At 68.4% G+C, this 20,278-nt stretch carries 18 protein-coding genes and 1 pseudogene; 8 read left to right on the top strand and 11 right to left on the bottom strand.

The features are described 5' to 3' along the window. Position 1: 1 nt before the first annotated feature. Both ACIQTU_RS01870 and mutM read right to left on the bottom strand, forming a co-directional pair. Complete coding sequence (locus ACIQTU_RS01870) at positions 2-466, bottom strand: hypothetical protein (RefSeq protein ID WP_400541481.1); 465 nt, start codon at positions 464-466, stop codon at positions 2-4. Positions 467-562: 96 nt separating this feature from the next. Beyond that, positions 563-1,426 carry a bifunctional DNA-formamidopyrimidine glycosylase/DNA-(apurinic or apyrimidinic site) lyase gene (gene mutM / locus ACIQTU_RS01865; protein ID WP_400541478.1) on the bottom strand — a complete coding sequence of 288 codons (864 nt, stop codon included), beginning with the start codon at positions 1,424-1,426 and terminating at the stop codon, positions 563-565. 674 nt (positions 1,427-2,100) lie between these two features. Between mutM and ACIQTU_RS01860 the strand changes: the two genes are divergently transcribed. Continuing rightward, positions 2,101-4,149 carry an OPT family oligopeptide transporter gene (locus ACIQTU_RS01860; RefSeq protein ID WP_400541475.1) on the top strand — a complete coding sequence of 683 codons (2,049 nt, stop codon included), beginning with the start codon at positions 2,101-2,103 and terminating at the stop codon, positions 4,147-4,149. 38 nt (positions 4,150-4,187) lie between these two features. Here ACIQTU_RS01860 and ACIQTU_RS01855 read toward each other — a convergent pair whose 3' ends face one another. Beyond that, positions 4,188-5,057: a LysR family transcriptional regulator gene (locus ACIQTU_RS01855; RefSeq protein ID WP_400541472.1), complete on the bottom strand. Its 870-nt coding sequence runs from the start codon at positions 5,055-5,057 to the stop codon at positions 4,188-4,190. An 83-nt stretch (positions 5,058-5,140) separates the two neighbouring features. Here ACIQTU_RS01855 and ACIQTU_RS01850 point away from each other — a divergent pair, with 83 nt between their 5' ends. Next, entirely contained in the window at positions 5,141-6,199 is a 1,059-nt protein-coding gene (locus ACIQTU_RS01850) for a YeiH family protein (RefSeq protein ID WP_400541469.1), read from the top strand. Between the two features lie 128 nt (positions 6,200-6,327). Then, a complete protein-coding gene (gene typA / locus ACIQTU_RS01845; RefSeq protein WP_400541466.1) occupies positions 6,328-8,160 on the top strand; it encodes a translational GTPase TypA in 1,833 nt (610 codons plus the stop codon). Between the two features lie 227 nt (positions 8,161-8,387). Here typA and ACIQTU_RS01840 read toward each other — a convergent pair whose 3' ends face one another. Beyond that, positions 8,388-10,052 (bottom strand): phosphatidylglycerol lysyltransferase domain-containing protein, encoded by a 1,665-nt coding sequence (locus tag ACIQTU_RS01840; protein ID WP_400541463.1) that lies wholly within the window; start codon positions 10,050-10,052, stop codon positions 8,388-8,390. A 147-nt stretch (positions 10,053-10,199) separates the two neighbouring features. Between ACIQTU_RS01840 and ACIQTU_RS01835 the strand changes: the two genes are divergently transcribed. Then, positions 10,200-10,616, top strand: a complete 417-nt coding sequence (locus ACIQTU_RS01835; RefSeq protein ID WP_400541461.1) for a superoxide dismutase — start codon at positions 10,200-10,202, stop codon at positions 10,614-10,616. Positions 10,617-10,687: 71 nt separating this feature from the next. Here the strand turns inward: ACIQTU_RS01835 and ACIQTU_RS01830 are convergent, their stop codons facing one another. Beyond that, positions 10,688-10,945, bottom strand: a complete 258-nt coding sequence (locus tag ACIQTU_RS01830; RefSeq protein ID WP_400541458.1) for a GlsB/YeaQ/YmgE family stress response membrane protein — start codon at positions 10,943-10,945, stop codon at positions 10,688-10,690. Between the two features lie 178 nt (positions 10,946-11,123). Here ACIQTU_RS01830 and ACIQTU_RS01825 point away from each other — a divergent pair. Both ACIQTU_RS01825 and hisN read left to right on the top strand, forming a co-directional pair. Then, positions 11,124-11,396, top strand: a pseudogene (locus ACIQTU_RS01825) (helix-turn-helix domain-containing protein); the annotation flags it as partial. 64 nt (positions 11,397-11,460) lie between these two features. Continuing rightward, entirely contained in the window at positions 11,461-12,237 is a 777-nt protein-coding gene (hisN, locus tag ACIQTU_RS01820; RefSeq protein WP_400541455.1) for a histidinol-phosphatase, read from the top strand. Here hisN and ACIQTU_RS01815 read toward each other — a convergent pair. From ACIQTU_RS01815 to ACIQTU_RS01805, 3 genes are all read right to left on the bottom strand, one after another. Next, on the bottom strand, positions 12,234-13,259 hold the full coding sequence (locus tag ACIQTU_RS01815; protein WP_400541452.1) for an alpha/beta fold hydrolase: 1,026 nt from the start codon (positions 13,257-13,259) through the stop codon (positions 12,234-12,236). The genes hisN and ACIQTU_RS01815 overlap by 4 nt on opposite strands. Next, entirely contained in the window at positions 13,256-14,155 is a 900-nt protein-coding gene (locus tag ACIQTU_RS01810) for a class I SAM-dependent methyltransferase (RefSeq protein WP_400541449.1), read from the bottom strand. The genes ACIQTU_RS01815 and ACIQTU_RS01810 overlap by 4 nt, the downstream gene beginning before the upstream one ends. 78 nt (positions 14,156-14,233) lie before the next feature. Continuing rightward, complete coding sequence (locus tag ACIQTU_RS01805; protein WP_400541446.1) at positions 14,234-15,034, bottom strand: class I SAM-dependent methyltransferase; 801 nt, start codon at positions 15,032-15,034, stop codon at positions 14,234-14,236. 284 nt (positions 15,035-15,318) lie between these two features. Between ACIQTU_RS01805 and ACIQTU_RS01800 the strand changes: the two genes are divergently transcribed. Next, positions 15,319-15,792: an Hsp20 family protein gene (locus tag ACIQTU_RS01800; protein ID WP_400541443.1), complete on the top strand. Its 474-nt coding sequence runs from the start codon at positions 15,319-15,321 to the stop codon at positions 15,790-15,792. A 72-nt stretch (positions 15,793-15,864) separates the two neighbouring features. Here the strand turns inward: ACIQTU_RS01800 and ACIQTU_RS01795 are convergent, their stop codons facing one another. The 3 genes from ACIQTU_RS01795 to gpmA all read right to left on the bottom strand — a co-directional run bounded on the left by ACIQTU_RS01795 (position 15,865) and on the right by gpmA (position 18,553). Beyond that, entirely contained in the window at positions 15,865-17,136 is a 1,272-nt protein-coding gene (locus ACIQTU_RS01795) for a pentapeptide repeat-containing protein (RefSeq protein ID WP_400541440.1), read from the bottom strand. Between the two features lie 62 nt (positions 17,137-17,198). Then, the gene (locus tag ACIQTU_RS01790) at positions 17,199-17,798 is read right to left on the bottom strand and encodes a bifunctional diaminohydroxyphosphoribosylaminopyrimidine deaminase/5-amino-6-(5-phosphoribosylamino)uracil reductase RibD (protein WP_400543727.1); all 600 of its coding nucleotides are present in this window, start codon (positions 17,796-17,798) and stop codon (positions 17,199-17,201) included. Positions 17,799-17,839: 41 nt separating this feature from the next. Continuing rightward, the gene (gene gpmA / locus ACIQTU_RS01785) at positions 17,840-18,553 is read right to left on the bottom strand and encodes a 2,3-diphosphoglycerate-dependent phosphoglycerate mutase (RefSeq protein WP_400541437.1); all 714 of its coding nucleotides are present in this window, start codon (positions 18,551-18,553) and stop codon (positions 17,840-17,842) included. Positions 18,554-18,749: 196 nt separating this feature from the next. Between gpmA and ACIQTU_RS01780 the strand changes: the two genes are divergently transcribed. After that, positions 18,750-20,249 carry a phosphomannomutase/phosphoglucomutase gene (locus ACIQTU_RS01780; RefSeq protein WP_400541434.1) on the top strand — a complete coding sequence of 500 codons (1,500 nt, stop codon included), beginning with the start codon at positions 18,750-18,752 and terminating at the stop codon, positions 20,247-20,249. Positions 20,250-20,278: the final 29 nt, after the last annotated feature.

The following is a 20,278-nucleotide window of genomic DNA, read 5'->3' as shown; positions in this document are numbered from 1 at the left end:
CTCAACCAACCCGGCGCAGCAGGGTGATCTGGGTGGCGTGACGCACCACCTCGGACAGGGCCAGGGCGAAGATCACCCCATTGGCCGCCAGCAACATGGCAGGCGCCAGCGCCTCCGCCCCCAGCAGGTCCGGATGCTTGCGGGCATAGGCATAGGCGAAGGCCGCCAGCCCGCCGAGCACCGCGCTCATGGTCAGGAACGCCGCCTGGCTGGCCCGCAAGGCCACGCCCTGCTCGCGCTCATCGACGACGCCGCGCTCCGCCCTGGAGGTGCTGACCGCCGCCAGAATAGAAAAGCCGACATGGGCCGCGAGGCTGAAGCCGATGCAGACCCCCATGGTCCACAGCACCAGTTCCTGGGTCAGCAGGCCGTCGGCCGCCCTCAGCCCCAGGCGGACGAAATAGAAGCTCCACACCGCCGAGGTGGTCAGCAACACGCCCCACGACAGTTTTTCCCTGAACGACATTGCCGCCTCCTCCTTGATCCAAGCGATGAGGCGATGTCGCATGGCGCAGACATGATGTCTATTATTTTTTACATCGCGTCGGTTTTTTTCGACACATCACTTCTTCTGGCAGACCGGGCAGAAGAAGGTCGAGCGCCCGCCCTGGACCACGCGGGCCACGACGCCGGAACAGCCTTCGGTCCGGCACGGCTCGCCCTCGCGGCCATAGACGTCGAAGCGATGCTGAAAATAGCCCTGACCGCCCTCGACATTGGCGAAGTCCTTCAGGGTCGAACCGCCCGCCGTGATGGCGTCGGCCAGGACATTGCGGACCTCGGTCGCCAACCGTTCCAGCCGGGGCCGACTGACCTTGCCCGCCGGGGTCAGCGGCGAGATGCGCGCCCGATAGAGCGCCTCGCAGACATAGATATTACCCAAGCCCGCCACGATGCTCTGATCCAGCAGCGAGACCTTGATGTTTTGCGCCTTGCCCGCAAAGGCCTCGGCCAGATGGGCCGCGGAAAAGGCATTGCCCAGGGGCTCGGGCCCCAGGTTGGCGAACCAGGCATGGCCCTCGACCGCCTCGGTCGGGATCAACCCCATAAAGCCGAACCGCCGCGCATCGGCATAGCCCAACCGGGTCAGCACCCCGGCCCGCTCCGCCGTCAAACTCATATGCTCGTGCTTGCCGACCACCGGCGCATCGGTCTCGAACATCCCCGGCGCCACGCCCTCCAGGGTGAAACGCCCGGTCATGCCCAGATGCGTCACCCAGGTCTCGCCGGTTGACAGCAGGAACAGCAGATACTTGGCCCGCCGGTCCAGCCGCAGCACCGTCGCCCCGTCCAGCCGTTCGACGAACCGCTCGGGAAAGGGAAAGCGCAGGTCCGGCCGGTTCTGACGCGCCGCGCTCAACCGCGCTCCCTCCAGCACCGGCTCCAGACCACGCCGCACGGTTTCGACTTCGGGTAATTCAGGCATGGGGGAAGCCTAATCCTTCTCCCCTTGCGGGAGAAGGAAAACGCGTGCGCTTTCACATCCCGCCCCGTCGCAAGGGAGGGCTCGCTCGGCCGGCGAACCGAAGCGGCGGCGGGAGCGGAGAGAACGGGGGTCTTGTCGGACTGTTCGCCCTCCATCGCGCGCGCCGGGCAAGGGAGCGCCCAGCGGAAAGCGGCGACGGATCGGGCGGGCGGTTCAGGATGCTTCGCGAGCGATGAAACGGGACGAACGCCTCGCTTGTCGTTCCGTGGTCTCAAGTAGCCCGAAGGGCGATAGACCACAGCATCATGCCAAGACATCGATGGGGCCTAGCGACGGGGCGTTCGACCCGTCCGTCAGAGAGGTTCCGGTCAGGGTCGCGGGGGTTACGCGGACCGTTCCAGGACTGCACGCCGGTGCGGCCTGCCCGTCATGGGCGCCGGGGGTAGCCGATAAGACCGGCGCCTGCCCCGAGCTCATGAACAACTCTTCGCGCGGGGCGCTGCGTCTTCGTCGAAACGGTAAACTCCATCCTCTCCGGGCGAAGGCCCGGCGTCCCGCCCGGCCCTTCCACCGCCCGCGTTCACGCGAGGCGGACGTCGGCGTTCTCGCCGCGACCCGTTGTCACGGCCATGCTTTCGGGCTTACCTCCGGCGCGACAACGGAAAGAACCGCCCATGACAGACAAACCCGCCGGCGCCGGCAAACGCATCGAATTGACCATCCGCGCCCTGATCCTGGGCTGTTTGCTGGCGGCGGTCTTCACGGCGGCCAACACCTATCTGGGCCTGAAGGTCGGCCTGACCTTCGCCTCGGCCATTCCGGCGGCGGTCATCTCGATGGCCCTGCTGCGCGCCTTCAAGGGTTCGACCATCTGGGAGAACATGACGGTTCAGACCGTCGCCTCGGTCGGCGGCGCCATGAGCTCCATCATCTTCGTTCTGCCCGGTCTGGTCATGATCGGCTGGTGGATGAACTTCCCCTTCTGGGAGTCGGTGGCCATCTGCGTGCTCGGCGGCGTGCTGGGCGTGACCTTCTCCATTCCGCTGCGCCGGACGCTCGTGGTGCAGGGCGGCCTGCCCTACCCCGAGGGCGTCGCCGCCGCCGAGGTGCTCAAGGTCGGCTCGCCGGGCGCCGATGAATCCGCCGAGGCCGTGCGCGAGAACCGCTCGGGCCTGTTCGTGGTCATCGGCAGCGCCATCGCCTCGGCCTTCTTCGCCTTCCTGGCCGCCGCGCGCGTCTTCGCCGCTGAAACCACAGCCTTCCTGCGCCTGCCGGCTGCTCTGGGCGGCGGCGCCACCGGCGTCGGCTTCTCCATGCAGTTCGCGCTTCTGGGCGCCGGTCACCTGATCGGTCTGGCCGTGGGCCTGACCCAGCTGTTCGGCCTGGTTCTGGCCTGGCTGATCTTCGTCCCCATCCTGACCTCGCCCGAGTTCGTCGCCTGGGCCGCGGCCCACGGCATCCCCTCGATCGCCGCCAGCCTGCCCGCCGGCGCCCCGGCCGAGGAACTGGCCATGACCGTCTGGGCCAAGGAAGTCCGCTTCATCGGCGCAGGCGTCATCGGCGTGGCCGCCCTGTGGACCCTGGCCAAGCTGGCCGCCCCCCTGGTCGCCGGCCTGACCTCGGCCATCGCCGCCCAGACCAGGCGCGCCCACGGCGAGGTTCTGGACCGCACCGAGCAGGACATCCCGATCAAGATCGTCGGCCTGTTGTCGGTCGCCGCCCTGGTCGGCATCGCCGTCCTGCTGGCCGTCTTCGCCCAGGGCACGGCCTTGGCCGGCTCCACCCCGCTGCTGGTCATCGGCGGCCTGATCTATGTCGTGGTCATCGGCTTCGCCGTGGCCGCCATCTGCGGCTACATGGCCGGCCTGATCGGTTCGTCGAACAGCCCCGTCTCCGGCGTCGGCATCCTGGCCATCATCATCGCCTCCCTGCTGATGCTGGGGGTCATGGCCATCGCCGGCGTGCCCGCCGATCCGTCGATCATCGCCTTCGCCCTGATCGTCACGGCCGTGGTCTTCGCCGTGGCCGTCATCTCCAACGACAACCTGCAGGACCTCAAGACCGGCCAGTTGGTCGAAGCCACGCCCTGGCGTCAGCAGACGGCCCTGCTGGTCGGCGTCGTCGCCGGCGCCCTGGTCATCCCCTTTGTCCTGGACATGATGAATCAGGCCTTCGGCTTCGAAGGCGGCCCGCCCGCCATCGTCGAAGGTTCGCAGACCCTGGCCGCCCCGCAGGCCACCCTGATCTCGGCCCTGGCCAAGGGCGTCATCAGCGGCGAACTGCGCTGGGACCTGATCGGCATCGGCGCCGTGGTCGGCGTGCTGGTCATCATCCTCGACGTCGTCCTGCGCGGCGCCACCAAGGACAAGGTCAAGCTGCCGCCTCTGGCCGCCGGCATCGGCGTCTATCTGCCGGCCGCCGTCACCACCATGCTGGTCGTCGGCGCCGTCTGCGGCTGGGCCTACGACAAATGGATCGCCACGACCCGCTTCGCCGACGTGGGCCGCCGCATGGGCGTGCTTCTGGCGTCCGGCCTGATCGTGGGCGAAAGCCTGTTCGGCGTCTTCACCGCCGCCGTCATCGTCAGCACCCGCAACGAGGCGCCGTTCGCGCTTCTGCCCAAGGACACGATGTGGCCCGCCATGTGGGCCGGTCTGATCGCCTTCGCGGTCCTCACCGGCGCCCTCTATTCCTGGATCCGCAGCCGCTCGGCCAAGGTCTAGGACTTCTAAAGCGCGGAGGCGAAAGCCCCCGTCCTTTCCTAGAGAGCGGAAGCGAAAGCTTCCGCCGCCCGGCTAGGCCGCCGCTCGCGGTGGCGCAGCAGATGAAACGGCCGCTCGGGCAGATCGAGCGGCAGACGGACCAGCCGCCCCGCCTCGATCAGGGGCTGGGCGGCCAGTTCCGAAATCGCCGTGACCAGCCCGCCCGCCGCCACCGCCGACAGGATGGCCTCGTTGGACGGCAGCGTCAGGACGGCCCGCAGTCCCGCCGCCACGCCGCGCGGCAAGGCCGCCTCAAACTCGCTGCGCGTCCCCGACCCCTCCTCCCGCAAGGCCCAGTCCAGCCCCTTCAACTCCGCCGCCGACAGGGGCGCGTCCCGCCCCGCGAACGGATGCCCCGGCGCCGCCACAACGACCAGCCGATCCGCGTCCATCCGCACCTTCTCGACCCGCGACGCCTCGAACGCCCCCTCGATCAGACCCAGCTCGGCCTCGCCCGCCAGCACGGCCTCGATCACCCGATGGGTGTTGCCGATGTCCAGATGCAGGTCGATCGTCGGATAGCTGCGCGCAAAGGCCGCCATGCGCGGCGGCAGCCAGTAGGCGGCGATGGTCTGGCTGGCGAACAGTCGCACCGTGCCCCGCTTCAGCCCGGCCAGATCGTCCAGCACTCGTTCCGCCGCCTCGGCCTGAGCCAGCACAGCCCGCGCCTCGGGCAGAAAGGCCGCCCCGGTGGCGTTCAGGGCCAGCCCCCGGCCCACCCGGTCGAACAACTGGGTCCCGTGCCGCGCTTCCAGCGCCGCCACCGCCGCGCTGACTGCCGACTGGGTCAGGTTCAGCGCCTCGGCCGCCCGCGTCATGTGCAGGCGCTCGGCCACGGCGACAAAGATGCGGAGCTGTTCCAGCGTCATGGGCAATCAATCGCTTTTATCGATCATTAAATCCAGAACAATCCGTTGGATCGATCAGAGGCCGGAGCAGATGATGCAGAGCTATGACAACCGCCCATCACCCAGCCCACGCCCACTCCAGCCAGTCCGCCCCCCTGCGCGGCCTGGCCCGTCTGCTGCCCGGCGTCCTGCTGAGCGCCGGGGTCGGCGCGGTCGCCTTCGGCCTGCAACTGATCGAGACCTCACTGTTCGGCCACCCCTGGGTCGAGGGTCTGGTCATCGCCATCCTGATGGGCGCGGCCATTCGCCTGTTCTGGACCCCGTCCAACGTCTGGACGCCCGGCGTCCAGTTCAGCGCCAAGACCCTGCTGGAGGTCGCCGTCGCCCTGCTGGGCGCCACAGTCTCCGGCGCCGCCGTCATGGCGCTGGGGCCCGTCCTGCTGCTGGCCATCGTCGGCGTGGTCGTTCTGGCCATTATCGGCGGCTACGCCCTGGGCCGTGCCTTCGGCCTGCCGCCGGCCATGGCCCTGCTGGTGGCCTGCGGCAACGCCATCTGCGGCAACTCGGCCATCGCCGCCGTCGCCCCGGTCATCGAGGCCGAGGGCGAGGACGTGGCCGCCGCCATCGGCTTCACCGCCGTCCTGGGCATCGCCGTGGTCCTGCTGGTCCCGGTCGTCGGGGCTCTGATGGGCTTTGACGCCGTCAAGGTCGGGGTCCTGGCCGGCCTGACCGTCTACGCCGTGCCCCAGGTTCTGGCCGCCGCCGCCCCCGCCGGGCTGCTGGCCGTACAGACCGGCGCCGTGGTCAAGCTGGTGCGCGTCCTGATGCTGGGCCCCATCTGTCTGGTTCTGGGCCTGCTGCGTTCCGGCAAGGTGGAAGGCGCTAAGCGCCCCAAGCTGCACCATATGGCCCCCTGGTTCATCCTCGTCTTCCTGATCCTGATGGGTCTGCGCTCGGCCAACCTGATCCCCGAGGTCGTCCTGCCCCCGCTGCAAGCCAGCGTCACGGCCATGACCCTGATCGCCATGGCCGGACTGGGCCTGATGGTCGATCCGCGCGCCGTGGTCCGCGCCGGGCCGCGCGTGGCCGCCGTCGCCGCCCTGTCGGCCCTGTTGATCGGCGGCCTTGCGCTGGCCACGATCGTGCTCATTTTACCCGCCTGACGCACAATCGAACCGCCCCGCTGGTCTTTCCGACGATAGGGCTGTAAGAGGCGCCGCTTCCTTCCTGCTTTCCGCATCTTGCAGCGGCCCGGACTTCCGAGGCCGAACACAGTCCGCCCGAGCCCGAAATGAACCTTCGTAACGTCGCTATCATCGCCCACGTTGACCACGGCAAGACCACCATGGTTGACGCCCTGCTGGCTCAGTCCGGCGTCTTCCGAGCCAACGAAGCCACCACTGAGCGCGCCATGGACTCCGGCGACCAGGAAAAAGAGCGCGGCATCACCATCCTGGCCAAGTGCACCTCGGTGCTGTGGAACGGCAAGGCCGGCGAAACTCGCATCAACATCATCGACACCCCCGGCCACGCCGACTTCGGCGGCGAAGTCGAGCGCATCCTGGGCATGGTGGACGGCTGCGTCATCCTGGTCGACGCTGAAGAGGGCGTCATGCCCCAGACCAAGTTCGTGCTGACCAAGGCGCTGAAGATGGGCCTCAAGCCCATCCTCTGCATCAACAAGGTCGACCGCGCCCACGCCGACCCGGACCGCGTCCACAACGAGACCTTCGACCTGTTCGCCGCCATCGGCGCGACCGACGAGCAACTGGACTTCCCGCATATCTACGCCTCGGGCCGTTCGGGCTGGGCGACGCTGGACCTGAACACCCCCAACGACAACCTGGCCCCGCTGTTCGACCTGATCGTCGAGCACGTCCCGGCGCCCAAGGTTCAGGAAAACCGCGACAAGCCGTTCCAGATGCTGAACGTCCTGATCGAAAGCGACCCCTTCCTGGGCCGCCTGCTGACCGGCCGCATCCAGAGCGGCAAGGCCGTGCCCGGCATGGCCATCCACGCCCTGGACCGTGACGGCAAGGAAATCGAGCGCGGCCGCATCACCAAGGTTCTGGCCTTCCGCGGCCTGAAGCGTCAGGCCCTGGACGAGGGTTCGGAAGCAGGCGACATCGTCGCCATCGCCGGCATGTCCAAGGCCACCGTGGCCGACACCCTGTGCGCCATGGAAGTCGTCGACGCCCTGCCGGCCCAGCCGATCGACCCGCCGACCATCTCGATGACCGTCTCGGTCAACGACAGCCCGCTGGCCGGTCGCGAAGGCGACAAGGTCCAGTCGCGCGTCATCCGCGACCGCCTGCTGAAGGAAGCCGAAGCCAACGTCGCCATCCGCGTCACCACCACCGAAGGCGGCGACGCCTATGAAGTCGCCGGCCGCGGCGAACTCCAGCTGGGCGTTCTGATCGAGAACATGCGTCGCGAAGGCTTCGAAGTTTCGATCTCGCGTCCGCGCGTGGTCTTCCAGACCGGCGAGAACGGCGAAAAGCTGGAGCCGATCGAAGACGTCATGGTCGACGTCGACGACGAGTTCTCGGGCATCGTCATCGAGAAGCTGTCGGCCCGTAAGGCCGAAATGACCGACATGGGCCCCTCGGGCGCCGGCAAGACCCGCATCCAGCTGAAGTGCCCGTCGCGTTCGCTGATCGGCTATCAGGGCGAGTTCCTGACCGACACGCGCGGCTCGGGCGTTCTGAACCGCGTCTTCTCGCACTATGAGCCGCACAAGGGCGCCATCGAGGGCCGCCTGAAGGGCGTGCTGATCTCGAACTCGGACGGTGAAACCGCCGCCTTCGCCCTTTGGAACCTGGAAGACCGCGGCGTCATGTTCGTCGGCGCCGGCGAAAAGACCTACCAGGGCATGATCATCGGCGAGAACAGCCGCTGGGACGACCTCGACGTCAACCCGATCAAGGGCAAGCAGCTGACCAACGTCCGCGCCGCAGGCAAGGACGAGTCGGTTCGCCTGACCCCGCCGCGCCAGATGTCGCTGGAACAGGCCATCGCCTACATCGAGGAAGACGAACTGGTCGAAGTCACGCCCAAGTCGATCCGCCTGCGCAAGCAGACGCTGAACCCCTCGTTCCGCAAGAAGCGCGTCCGCCCCGAATAGGACTGACGAGCGGACCAAACGAAGAAGGCGACCCTCGCGGGTCGCCTTTTTTGTTGGGGCGTCTTGTCTTGGACCTATCGCCATTCGAGCTGCTTGAGACCGTTTCCCTATACGTCATCCCCGCTGCAGCGCACGGAGAGCCGGGACCGCTCACACTGAACGGCCATAGCTTCCTGCGGTCCCGGATCGACCCTTCAGATCGTCCGGGGATGACGGGAGGAGTTGAGCTACTTCCTCAGCCCCAACAGCCCCAGCCAGCCACCGCTGGTCAGCAGGGCCACGTCCAGCAGGGCTAGGGCCAGCGGAGTGCTGGTGGAAGCGGCGATGAATTTCGGCCGCCAGACGGGTCCGAACTTGGACTTGTAGGCGCGCAGGCCCTGGAAGCCGTAAACCGCCCCGCCCTCCTCGAACACCAGGGCGCCGACCCGGGCGAAGACGGGAGCCAGACGCCGGTCCTCCAGCCCCGAGAGGGGGGCCATCCCGAGGTCAAAACGCTTGAAGCCTTCAGCGCGCGCCCACTGGGCGGTGCGAGTGAACAGATAGTCCATGATCCCGTGCGGCCCTTCCGGGTCGTGGCGCATCAGGTCGATCATCGCCTCTTCGCCGCGTGCGCCCGTCAACAGATTGGCGAAGGCGACGATACGTCCGCCCTCGCGGGCCACGGCGACCGGCGAACGGTCGAGATAGTCGATGTCGAACCGCCCCAGAGAGAAGGCCTTTTCCGATCCGTTGTGGTGATCCAGCCAGGCGTCCGACACGGCTCGCAACTCGGCCTCCAGCGGCCGGACAGCGCCGGGCGCCAACACTTCAAAGGTCGCGCCCTCGCGTTCGGCCCGATTCACGGCGGTGCGCAGGTTTTGCTTGCCCTTGCCCTCGGTCGAGAAATGCTCGGCGTCGATGACGGCGGCCTCGCCCACCTTGCGCACAGCCAGACCGAGGGTCGCCAGATCGGCCAGCATGCCTTCGTCGACCGAATAGAAGACCGGCGCTCCGCCATAGCTGTCCGCCATCTCGGCAAAGGCCCATAGCAGGTCCAGCCGCTCCGCCCTCAACCCCGCCGGTTCGCCCATGGCGATCCAGCGCCGCCCCCGCACCCGATAGGCGATAAAGCTTTGCCCGGACGGGCTGAACAACAGGGCCTTGTCGCCCAGTAGGGCCAGACTGGCCTCCGGCGCGGCGGTATCCGCCTGATCAAGGGCGGCACGGGCGCGCTCGATCTCGCCCGAGCTCGCCGGGCCGTGGCTGCGGGCGCCCGGCGCCGTCAGCAGCGAGCGCACCGCCACGGCCAGGGTCAGGATCGCCAGAACCGCCCCGGCCCGCAGGAAGCCCGAGGCCTGCTTGTCAGTCAGGAAGGTCCACCACAGTTCGTCGGTATAGGCGGTGTCGCGATAGGCGAAGAAGCCCAGCCACAGCATGGCGGCGACGGCGGCGGCCAGCATCAGCAGCCAGCCCGGCCGCAGCGGCTCGCCCAGCCGCGAACGGCGGTTGAAGGCCGCCCGGCACGGCAGCAGCAGGGCGGCCGCCAGGGTCAGTTCAGCCGCCTCTTCCCAATCCAGCCCCTTCATCAGCGAAAAGACGGCGCCCAGCATCAGGCCGAACAGGGCGGCGTAATAGGCGCCGCGACGCCGTCGCCACAGACCCGCCGACACCAGCAGCAGCAGGAAGCCGGTCACGCTGGCCGCGAAATGCGACAGGTCGATCAGCAGGGGGGCCGAGATACGGTCCAGCGCCTGCAGCCGTCCGCTGAAGGCCGGCGTCGCCGCCGACAGCAGCATGACCGCCCCCAGAATGAACGAGGCCACGGCGAAGACCTGCGGCGTCAGTTCATAGACCAGCCCCCCCAGTCGTTGAAGGATCCGCCCTGCTCCGCCTGGTCGTTTCGTCTTCGTCATTCATCCTCTTGGGCCAACGGCCCTTTATAGATCGGGAATCGGCCGTTTGCGGCGCTGAAAAGGTCATTTCTAGGCGACTGAAACAATCCGAAACGCAGCGAGTTCACCTTTTCGCGAGCGCCAGACTCGCTCAACCGGAGTGACCTCATGATCCGCAAGACCGCCCTTCTGACCGGCATCGCCGGCGCCTTCCTCATCGCCGCCCCTGTGTTCGCACAAGACGCCACGACGCCGCAGACGCCCGAACCGGCTACCGCTGAGGCGGCCCCGGCTCAACCCCAAAGCCTGTCGCTGACGCCCGGCGCTGTGGTCAAAAGCGCCGACGGCTCGGAACTCGGCAAACTGGTCGGCGCCCAGAACGGCGCCGCCGGTCAGGAACTGACCGTGCGCGGCGCCGACGGTTCGGTCCGTCCGGTGCCGGTGGCCGGCATCCGCCAGGACGGCGACGCCATCATCGTCAACGCCAGCCTGTCCGACTTCCAGGCTGCCGCCCCCATCGGCGGTCCCAACAGCAGTGACGCCGAACCGGCCGAAACGCCTGCGGCGGACGAACCCGCCGCCTGATCGCTGACGTCGGCGAGATGAAATGAAGAAGGGGCGGCCCGACGGCCGCCCCTTTGTCGTTCCGGGCCAGATCAGGCCCGCTTTTTCACCAGTCCCAGCAGGAACAGAAGGACCACGGCGCCGATTGTGGCGACGATGATGCCCACGATCCAGTTGCCGGCCGCGTCCACGCCCAGAAGGTTGTTGGCCAGGAAGCCGCCGATCAGAGCGCCGATGACGCCGACGATCAGGTTGGTCAGCAGTCCATGGCTGCGTTTCATGATCTTTTCCGCCAGCCACCCGGCGATAATGCCGATGATGATCCAGGCGATGAATCCAAATCCACTCATGCGTAGCCTCCCTCAATGTCAGGCTTGATGCCTTGACCGTAATGCGCTGACCGCCCGGCGGTTGCCTCCCCCCAAGCCAGGCCGTTCGCGTCCCAGGCGAACTCGGCACGGGGCTTGCGGCATATCGGTCCAGTCGTGCCGATCCGGTACAGCGCCGAGACTAGAGGGAGGGGCCGTCATGGCCGCCGATATCGATCTTCACCTGGGCCGTCGCCTGCGTCGCCGCCGTCGTCTGCTGGGTCTGACCCAGCAGCAGCTGGCCGTTCAGGTCGGTGTGCGCTTCCAGCAGGTCCAGAAATACGAATGCGGCGCCAACCGCATCTCGGCCGCCCGCCTGTGGGAGTTGGCCGAAGCCCTGTCGACCCCGGTCAGCTATTTCTACGACGGCCTGGGCGAAGCGGGCGAGCGCCCCGCCGCTGCGACCGGCATTGAACCCTTCGCCCGCGACGAAGCCGCCTGACGTCATCCGGACCGGCCCCCTCGCTCCCGGACGACGGGCGGTGTATCAGCCCGGCATGACCGAGTTGGAAGTCTTCGCCGTCGAACTGTCGCAAGAGGCCGCGCGCACCGCCCTGCCCTATTTCCGCGGCGACAACGCCGAGGAGAACAAGGCCGGACCCGGCGCCTTCGACCCCGTCACCGAGGCCGATCGCGCTGCTGAAGCGGCCATCCGCCGGCTGATCGCCGCCCGTTATCCCGAGCACGGCGTCATCGGCGAGGAATACGGCGAGGACCGCCCCGACGCCGAGCACGTCTGGGTGCTGGATCCCATCGACGGCACCCGCGCCTTCATCGCCGGCCTGCCCTTGTGGACCACATTGATCGCCCTGCGCCACGAGGGCGCGCCGGTGATCGGCGCCATCGGCCAGCCCTATCTGAACGAGATCTTCCTCGGCGGTCCCTCGGGCGCCCGTCTGCTGCGCGACGGAGCCGAGACGCCGCTGAAGACCCGCGCCTGTTCCGCCCTGTCCGACGCCCTGATCGCCACCACCGACCCCGACATCTTCGTCGGCGCCGACCGCGAGGCCTGGACGCGGTTGCGCGCCTCCGCTCGACTGGCGCGGCTGGGCTGTGACGCCTACGCCTACGCCATGGTGGCGGCGGGGCGCATCGACCTGGTGGCCGAGACCGAACTGAAGATCTGGGACTGGTCGGCCCTCAAGCCGGTCATCGAGGCGGCCGGCGGCAAGGTCACGAGCTGGACCGGCCAGGCGCCGGATGGCGACGGCCGCATCCTGGCGGTCGGCGACGTCGCCCTGACCGATCAGGCCCTGGCCGTCCTGAACGCCTAGTCGGCGACCCTGGCCGGGGCGACGGTCGCCGCCTGACCTTCGGCCGGGGCGACATAGCCGGCCAGGGCGTCGAACTCGTCGAGGAAGACGCCGCGCAGCGGGTCGGCCTCCATCATGACCTCGTGCAGCGAACCCGGCACCTCAACATAGCGGCCCCGGCCCAGACGGCGCGCCGCCCAACGGTTGGTCTGCTTCCAGACCTTGTCGTCGTCGGATGCCTGAACCACGCAGACCGGGATCTTGACCGACTTCAGCGCGCGCGGTTTCAGCGCCCGCTCGCCCGCGTCGAGCGCGAAGGCCAGCCAGCCCCAGGTCGGACCGCCGATGGCCAGGTGCGGGCAGGCGTAGAGCTGCTGACGCCACAGGTCGTAGCGGTTGCGATCCGAGGTCAACCCGTCCTTCTCGAAGGTGTGGTCGAAGGGATCGTCGGGATTATCCAGCACATAGTCGCCCGCCTTGCCATGGCGCAGATTCCACCTCACCGCCAGCTTGACCGTCCACATCGACCGCTTGCCGGTCTTGATGCGCAGCATGGGGCTGGACAGCAGGGCGCCCGCGAACCGGTCCTCGCCGGCTTCCAGCGACAGCAGGTTCAGCGCCCCGCCCATCGAGTGACCGACCATGATCCAGGGCTTGGGGGCCTTGGTCTCGTAGGCGTCCAGCAGGCGGGCGTAGTCGTCCAGGAACTCCTCGACCGCGCGGGCGTGACCGCGCAGCCGGTCAGGCAGCAACCGGGCCGACAGTCCCTGCCCCCGCCAGTCGTGGGCCAGGACGCAGAAGCCGCGCGCCAGGAAGTTGCCGATGACTTCGAAATACTTCTCGATCGGCTCGGTGCGCCCAGGGCTCAGCACCACCGTGCCGCGAGGCGTCTTGGCCACCATGGCCGACGGCGTCCACAGGGCGGCGCGCAGGCGCAGCCCGCCCGCGCCGCGAAACCAGTCTCCCTCTCCGCCCGGGGGCGAAGCGGCGCCGGGAACCCCCATCAGGGGCGCATGGGCGGCGAAGGCGGTGGCGCGGTTCACTCGGGCTTCCTGAACTTCAAGGTCATGCGATCGCTCTCGCCGATCGCGTCGTATTTGGTGCGGTCGAACTCGGGATTGGCCGGCTGGCCCATGGGCGCCGTCAGGCGGATGGGCGCCAGGGTGTCGGCCCCGAAGGGGTGGTCCTTGGTGTCGGCCGGATTGGCGTTGATCTCGGACGCCTCGACGAAGACGAAGCCGGCCTCGGCGGCCAGTTGCTTGACGAAGGCTTCCTGCACATAGCCGTTGGCCGCCGCCGGATCCTGATCCTCGTCCGGCTGCAGACGATGCTGTTCGACACCCAGCACGCCGCCGGGGCGCAGGGCGGCGAAGGCGTCGGCGAAGGCCTTCTCGGCGATCCCCGCCGCCATCCAGGCGTGGATGTAGCGCATGAACAGGACCAGGTCGGCCGTCCCGGCGGGCGCCACTGGCCCGGTCGTGGGACCGAAGGCAGTGAACTGGACGTCCCCGTAAAGCTTCTTGTCGGCCAGAAGGCGGGCCTTCAGGGCGTTGTTGATCGCGACCTGGGCCGGTTCCGCCGCCGGTCCTTCAGCGAAGCCCGCCAGATAGAGAGCCCCGCCGCCCTTGTTCAGATAGGGCGCCAGAATCTCGATGTACCAGCCGCTGCCCGGCCAGAAGTCGACCACCGTCATCTTGGGCTGCAGGCCGAAGAAGCGCAGTGTCTCGGCCGGGTGACGCCAGGCGTCACGCGCCTTGTCGGCCGCAGAGCGCCACGAGCCGGCCACGGCCCATTCCAGCGAGCCTTCGGGCGGCCCTGCGGGAACGGCGGGCGCCTGGGGCGCTGCCTTCTCTTCCTTCTTGCCGCAGGCGGCCAGGCCGGCGAAGGCGGCCATGCAGGTGCCCGCCAGAACCGCGCGTCGCGTCGAACGCTCAGCCATGCGCGCCTCCCTGAGTCAGGATCATCATGGGCCGGGGCTTAAGACGCTTCTCCGCCAGGGTCAAAACCGCAGACGGCATCAGTTCGCGGCCTCGGGCTTGCGGAAACGCAGGGTCATGCGGTCGCTCTCGCCGATGGCGTCGAAGGCGGCGCGTTCCTCAGCCGTCAGGACGCGGCCGTCCTTCTGCGAACTGCGCGTCGGCGGCAGGGTCCAGACGCCGAACGGGTGGTCGCGATCGTCCTTGGCGTTGGCGTTCAGCTCGCTGCGCGCCTCCAGCTCGAACCCGGCGCGACGAGCGGCGTGAATGACGTAGCTCTCGGGGACGTAGCCGGTCGGGGCGACGTCGGCCACGTTCAGGCCGTCGACGCTGCGGTGCTGCTCGACCGCCAGGACGCCGCCCGGCTTCAGCGCCTTGAAGAAGGCGGCCAGATAGGGGTCGGTGCGACCGTCGCCCGACCAGTTGTGGAAGGCGCGGGCCACCACGACCATATCGGCAGTTCCGTCCTCGACGCCCATGCTCTCGATCGGCTTGCTGACAGCAACGTAGCGGCCGCTGGTCGCCGCCGCATAGGGCTCCAGGATGTTGCGCCACCAGCTAGCGCGGCCGGGCTCGATCTCGACCACGGTCAGTCCGGGCTGCAGGCCCCAGAAGGTCAGCGTCTCGAACGGATGGCGCTGGCTGTCGCGGGCGCGGTCAGCCTCGGGCCGGGCGGTGGAGGCGACCGCGGCCTGCAGCGCGGCGTCTTCCTCGACCGTCGGCATCTCCATCGACAGGCCCTGACGGTGCTGCAGAGGCGGCGTCTCGGGCGGCGCGTTCTGGGCGATAGCGGGCGTGGCGAGGGCGGACGCCAGGATGGCGGCGAGGACGAGGGGTCGCATGGGGGCTCCGGTCGATCCTGAAAGAAACAATCTGTAACCCTTACGGCGCTTCGCGGCCTCGGCAAGGCGCGGATTGGGCCAAGCGACGATTTCGCGCGCCCCGGCCCGTTTCGACAGCCCCTTGCGGAGCGAAAAAGCGCGCCTACCTCTTTCTCCGAGAGCGCCGATCCCGGGCTCTCCAGACCTGACGGGGCCGATTTCGGACCGCCGGGACTGAAACCCTCCGCCGTCCGGGGCAAAATCGCCGGGCGGTTCAACCTTGCTGAATGTCAGAAGGATGACCCATGCGTACCTATGATTTCTCGCCGCTGTACCGTTCCGCCGTCGGTTTCGACCGTCTGGCCCGCCAGCTGGAAAGCGCAGCGCGCTCCAGCCAGGAAAACGGCTGGCCCCCCTACAATATCGAGACGACCGGCGAGAACGCCTATCGCATCGAGATCGCCGTCGCCGGCTTCTCGCCCGACGAGCTGAACATCGAGGCCAAGGAAAACTCGCTGACCGTCACCGGCAAGAAGGCCGCCAACGACGACACGGCCCCTCAGAAGACCTATCTGCACCGCGGCCTGGCCGAGCGCGACTTCGAGCGCCGCTTCCAGCTGGCCGACTATGTGGTGGTCAAGGGCGCCGATCTGTCGAACGGCCTGCTGACCATCGACCTGCAGCGCGAACTGCCAGAGGCCCTCAAGCCGCGCCGCATCGAGATCGCGACCGGCAAGCTAATCGAGGACAAGAGCAGCAAGGCGAAAAAGGCCGCCTAAACGCGGCTGACGTCTGAACAAGCGGGAAGGGGCGGCGTTCGCGTCGCCCCTTTTTCTTGTGCGCCCCTGAGCCTAGGCCGCCTTCAGATCCGCCGGGTCCAGCCCGCGCGCGCCGCCGGTCTGGGCGCCGGTGAAGTCGGCCTGCTTGATCTGGGCGCCGTGCATGACCGCCCGGCTGAGGTCCGCGCCCTTCAACACAGCACGGCGCAGGTCCGCGCCCGACAGGTCGGCGCCGCGCAGGATCGCGCCCGACAGATCGGCGGGCAACAGGCGTTCCGGGCCCAGCATCAGCGGTCCCAACTGGGCCTCGCGCAGGTCCGAACCGTTCAGCTTGGCCCGGCCCAGCCGCGCCCCGCGCAGATCGGCGCGGCGCAAATTGGCCGAGCGCAGGTCCGCGCCTTCCAGCTGCGCGCCCTGTAACTGCACGCCCTCCATGTCGAGGCCGTAGAAGACCGCCCCCTTGGCCGACAGGGCCGTCAGGTTCAGCCCGCGAATGGACTCCAGCGGGCGCAGATCGACCCCGTCGAACACTGAAGGCTGGCCCTCGGCCCCGCCCGTCTCGCACCACTGGGCGTGATCGCGCAGCATCTCGGCGGCGGGCATTCGGCTGACGGATTCGCCCGCCGGACGGTTGTCGGTCAGCGCCCCTTCCATATTGGCCCCGTCGGTGCGCCACATGGCGGCCTTGACCCCCACCAGGATGGCGTCGGTCAGGTCCGCGCCGGAAAGGTCAGCGCCCGAAAGGTCGGCCCCGGCCAGGTCGGCGCCGGTGAAATTGGCCTGCTTCAGGTTGGCCCGGACCAGCTTGCAGTCCTTCATGACGGCGTCGGTGAAGTCGGCGGCGATGGCTACCATCCCCGTCATCCGCGAGCGCTGCAGATTGGCCCCGACCAGGCTGGCGCCCTGGGCCTGGGTGTCGGAGCGCTTCTGGGCCTCGATGACGCGGAAGCCCAGCTTGCCGTCCGCCGCGGCGATGGTGCCTTCGCGCAGATCCGCCTCGAACAGGTCGGCGCCCGACAGGTCCGCCCCCCGCAGGCAGGCGCCGCGCAGATCGGCCCGGCGCAGGCTGGCGTCGGTCAGGTTGATGTCCTGCATGTCCGCGCCGAAAAAGTTGGCGTTGTCCAGCTTGGCCCCGGACAGGTCGCAGTTGTGCAGGCGGGCGGCGGCGAAGTCGGCGTCGGCCAGGTTGCGGCCCCGCAACACAAGCCCTGACAGGTCCATCCAGGCGAAGACGGCGCGCGCCCCGCCGGGTCGCGCCTGCCACAACCGATCGTGCTTGGCGCAGATCAAGTCGACCTCGGCCTGGGTCGGTTTCTTGCGGACAGGGTCGGCAGCATCGCTCATGCCGCCAACATGGCTTACGGCCATTAAGGAAGCTTTGCAGAAACAGGCGTTTCCTACCGAAGTTATTCGGTCAGCAAGCCCTGTTCGCGCAGGGCGTCGGCCAGTTCGCCCTCGTGGGTCCACAGCCGGGTGTAGCCTGCCTCGCCCAGACGGTTGAGCTCGGTCGTCAGGTCGGCCCGCGGCGCGGCGACGAAGCGGCCGTCGAAGCCCTTGCCGTCCTCGCTGACGCGGACCATCGGCCGTCCCGTCTCGACCCGGTGCAGGAAGCCCTCGCACAGGACGGCGGCGTCTTCGGCCAGCAGGCCGGTCTCGACCGTCAGACCCGACTGGCGCAGACGCTCCGTGCCCCGGCCCGAGGCGAAGGGCGACGGATCAAGCGCGGCGATCACCACCCGCTCCACCCCGGCCTCGGCCAGGAAGTGGGCGCAGGACTTGCGGCCCGACGAGCGCGCGCCGCAGGGCTCCAGCGTGACATAGGCGGTCGCGCCCTTCACGGCCTCGCCCGCGGCGGGCACGGCCTGCTCCTCGGCGTGGGGGCGTCCGCCCGGCGCGGTGGCGGCTTCGGCCAGCACGACTCCGTCCTTGACCAAGACACAGCCGACCGCCGGATTGGGCCAGGTCTCGCCCATGCTGGCCAGCGCCAGATCAATGGCGCGGCGCATGTGGACGGCGTCGTCTCCCGCCCCGCTCTTGCCCGACGTACTCACCCAATCACCGGCAAGGCTTGCGCCCGGCTCTCGTCCAGATAGCGCGCCGCGACCGGCTTCAGGTCGCCGTCCAGATCGATCTCCAGCGGGTTGCCCGTCGGGATCTCGACCCCGACGATCTGATCGTCCGGCACCGAGAACAGCAACTTGACGATAGCGCGCAGCGAGTTGCCGTGGGCGGCGATCAGCACATCCTCGCCCGCCTTCAGGCGCGGCGCGATCTCGGCGTCCCAATAGGGCTGGACCCGGTCCAGCGTGGTCTTCAGGCTCTCGGTGTCCGGGATCGGCTTGCCAACGTAGCGGGGGTCGGCGTCGAAATCGAACTCGCCGCCCGGGGCCAGGGGCGGCGGCGGCACATCGTAGCTGCGGCGCCAGATCTTGACCTGATCCTCGCCGTGCTTGGCCGCCGTCTCGGCCTTGTCCAGGCCGGTCAGGCCGCCGTAGTGGCGCTCGTTCAGGCGCCAGTCCTCGACCACCGGCACGTCCTTCAGACCCGCCGCGTCCAGCGCCAGGGCGCCGGTGCGCTTGGCCCGCGTCAGGACCGAGGTGAACATGACGGCGGGCTTGAACCCGGCCTCGGCGATCAGCTCGCCGCCGCGACGCGCCTGGGCCTCGCCCTCGGCAGTCAGGTCGACGTCCACCCAGCCGGTGAAGCGGTTTTCCAGGTTCCACTGGCTCTGGCCGTGGCGCAGCAGGATCAGGCGGGGCATGGGCGTCTCCGTATGGCAGCCCCTCGCGTAGGCCGTGGACGCGGGGGCGGTCAAGGTTTCACGATGCGGGAAAGGAATGCAGCCAGCTTGGCCCTCGTGCGTTGTTGGCCTCTCCGGGGTGGCCCGCTATACCGCAACGATTGAGGGCGGATAGCTGAACTTCGTTCGCCCAATAGCCTATGCTTCAGGAAGACCCATGTCGAAACCGCGCCAGGACATCCGCCCCAATACGGCGGAGTACGAAATCCTTCCCCTGGTGAAGCCGACCGGCTTCCGCGAATACGACGCCCGCTGGGTCCTCGAAAAAGAGATCAACCTGCTGGGCATTCAGGCGCTCGGCCTTGGCCTGGCCACCTATGTCCATGAGGTCGGCGTCCGTCCGCGCATCGCCGTCGGCCACGACTTCCGCTCCTATTCCCTGTCGGTGAAGCAGGCCCTGATCCTCGGCCTGCTGGAAGGCGGCATGGAGGTGGTCGACATCGGCCTGGCCCTGTCGCCCATGGCCTATTATGCCCAGTTCGCCCTGGACTGCCCCTGCGTGGCCATGGTCACGGCCAGCCACAACGAGAACGGCTGGACCGGGGTCAAGATGGGCGCCCAGGCGCCCCTGACCTTTGGTCCGGATGAGATGACCCGCCTCAAGGACATCGTCCTGAACGGCGAGGGCGTCGCCCGCCCCGGCGGCCGCGTCGAGCGCGTCGAGGGCTTCCGCGAGCAATACATCAAGGACGTGGCTTCCAAGCTGAAGCTGACGCGTCCGCTCAAGGTCGTGGCCGCCTGCGGCAACGGCACCGCCGGCGCCTTCGCCCCCGAGGCCCTGCGCCTGATGGGCGCCGAAGTGATCGAGATGGACACCGACCTCGACTGGACCTTCCCCAAGTATAATCCGAACCCGGAAGATCACGCCATGCTGGTGCAGATGGCGCAAAAGGTGAAGGAAACCGGAGCTGACCTGGCCCTGGGCTTCGACGGCGACGGCGACCGCTGCGGCGTGGTGGACGACACCGGTGAGGAGATCTTCGCCGACAAGATTGGCCTGCTGCTGGCCCGCGACCTGTCGGCCCTGCACCCGAACGCCACCTTCGTCGTCGACGTGAAATCGACCGGCCTCTACAAGACCGACGAAGTGCTGAAAGCCAATGGCGCGACCACCGTCTACTGGAAGACCGGCCACTCCTACATCAAGCGCAAGACCGCCGAACTGGGGGCCCTGGCCGGGTTCGAGAAGTCGGGCCACTTCTTCCTGTCGGGCGACCTGGGCCACGGCTATGACGACGGCCTGGTGGCGGCCGGCGCCGTCCTTGCCATGCTGGACCGCAACCCGGGCAAGTCCCTGTCAGAACTAAAGTCCGCCCTGCCTGACGCCTGGACCAGCCTGACCATGTCGCCGCACTGCGACGACGAGCTGAAGTATGACGTCCTGGCCAGGATCGTGAAGGAATACGAGGACCTGGCGGCGTCAGGCGGCTCGATCCTCGGCCGCAAGATCGTCGAGGCCATTACCGTCAACGGCGTGCGCGTCCACCTCGAGGACGGCTCCTGGGTCCTGGTCCGCGCCTCTTCCAACAAGCCGGAACTGGTGGTGGTGGTCGAGAGCATGCGCTCCGCCGACGACATGCGCGACCTGTTCCGCAAGGAGGTCAAACCGCGTCTAGCCGCCCATCCTGAGATCGGCGCCTTCAATCAGGAAATCTGAGCTGGATTTGACGAAGGCTGCGGGCGCGG

It is taken from the genome of Brevundimonas sp. NPDC090276, from assembly GCF_044772165.1.
Taxonomy (GTDB): Bacteria; Pseudomonadota; Alphaproteobacteria; order Caulobacterales; family Caulobacteraceae; genus Brevundimonas.
Note: the sequence above shows the minus strand (reverse complement) of the source record. Positions and strands in the feature narration are given on the sequence as shown.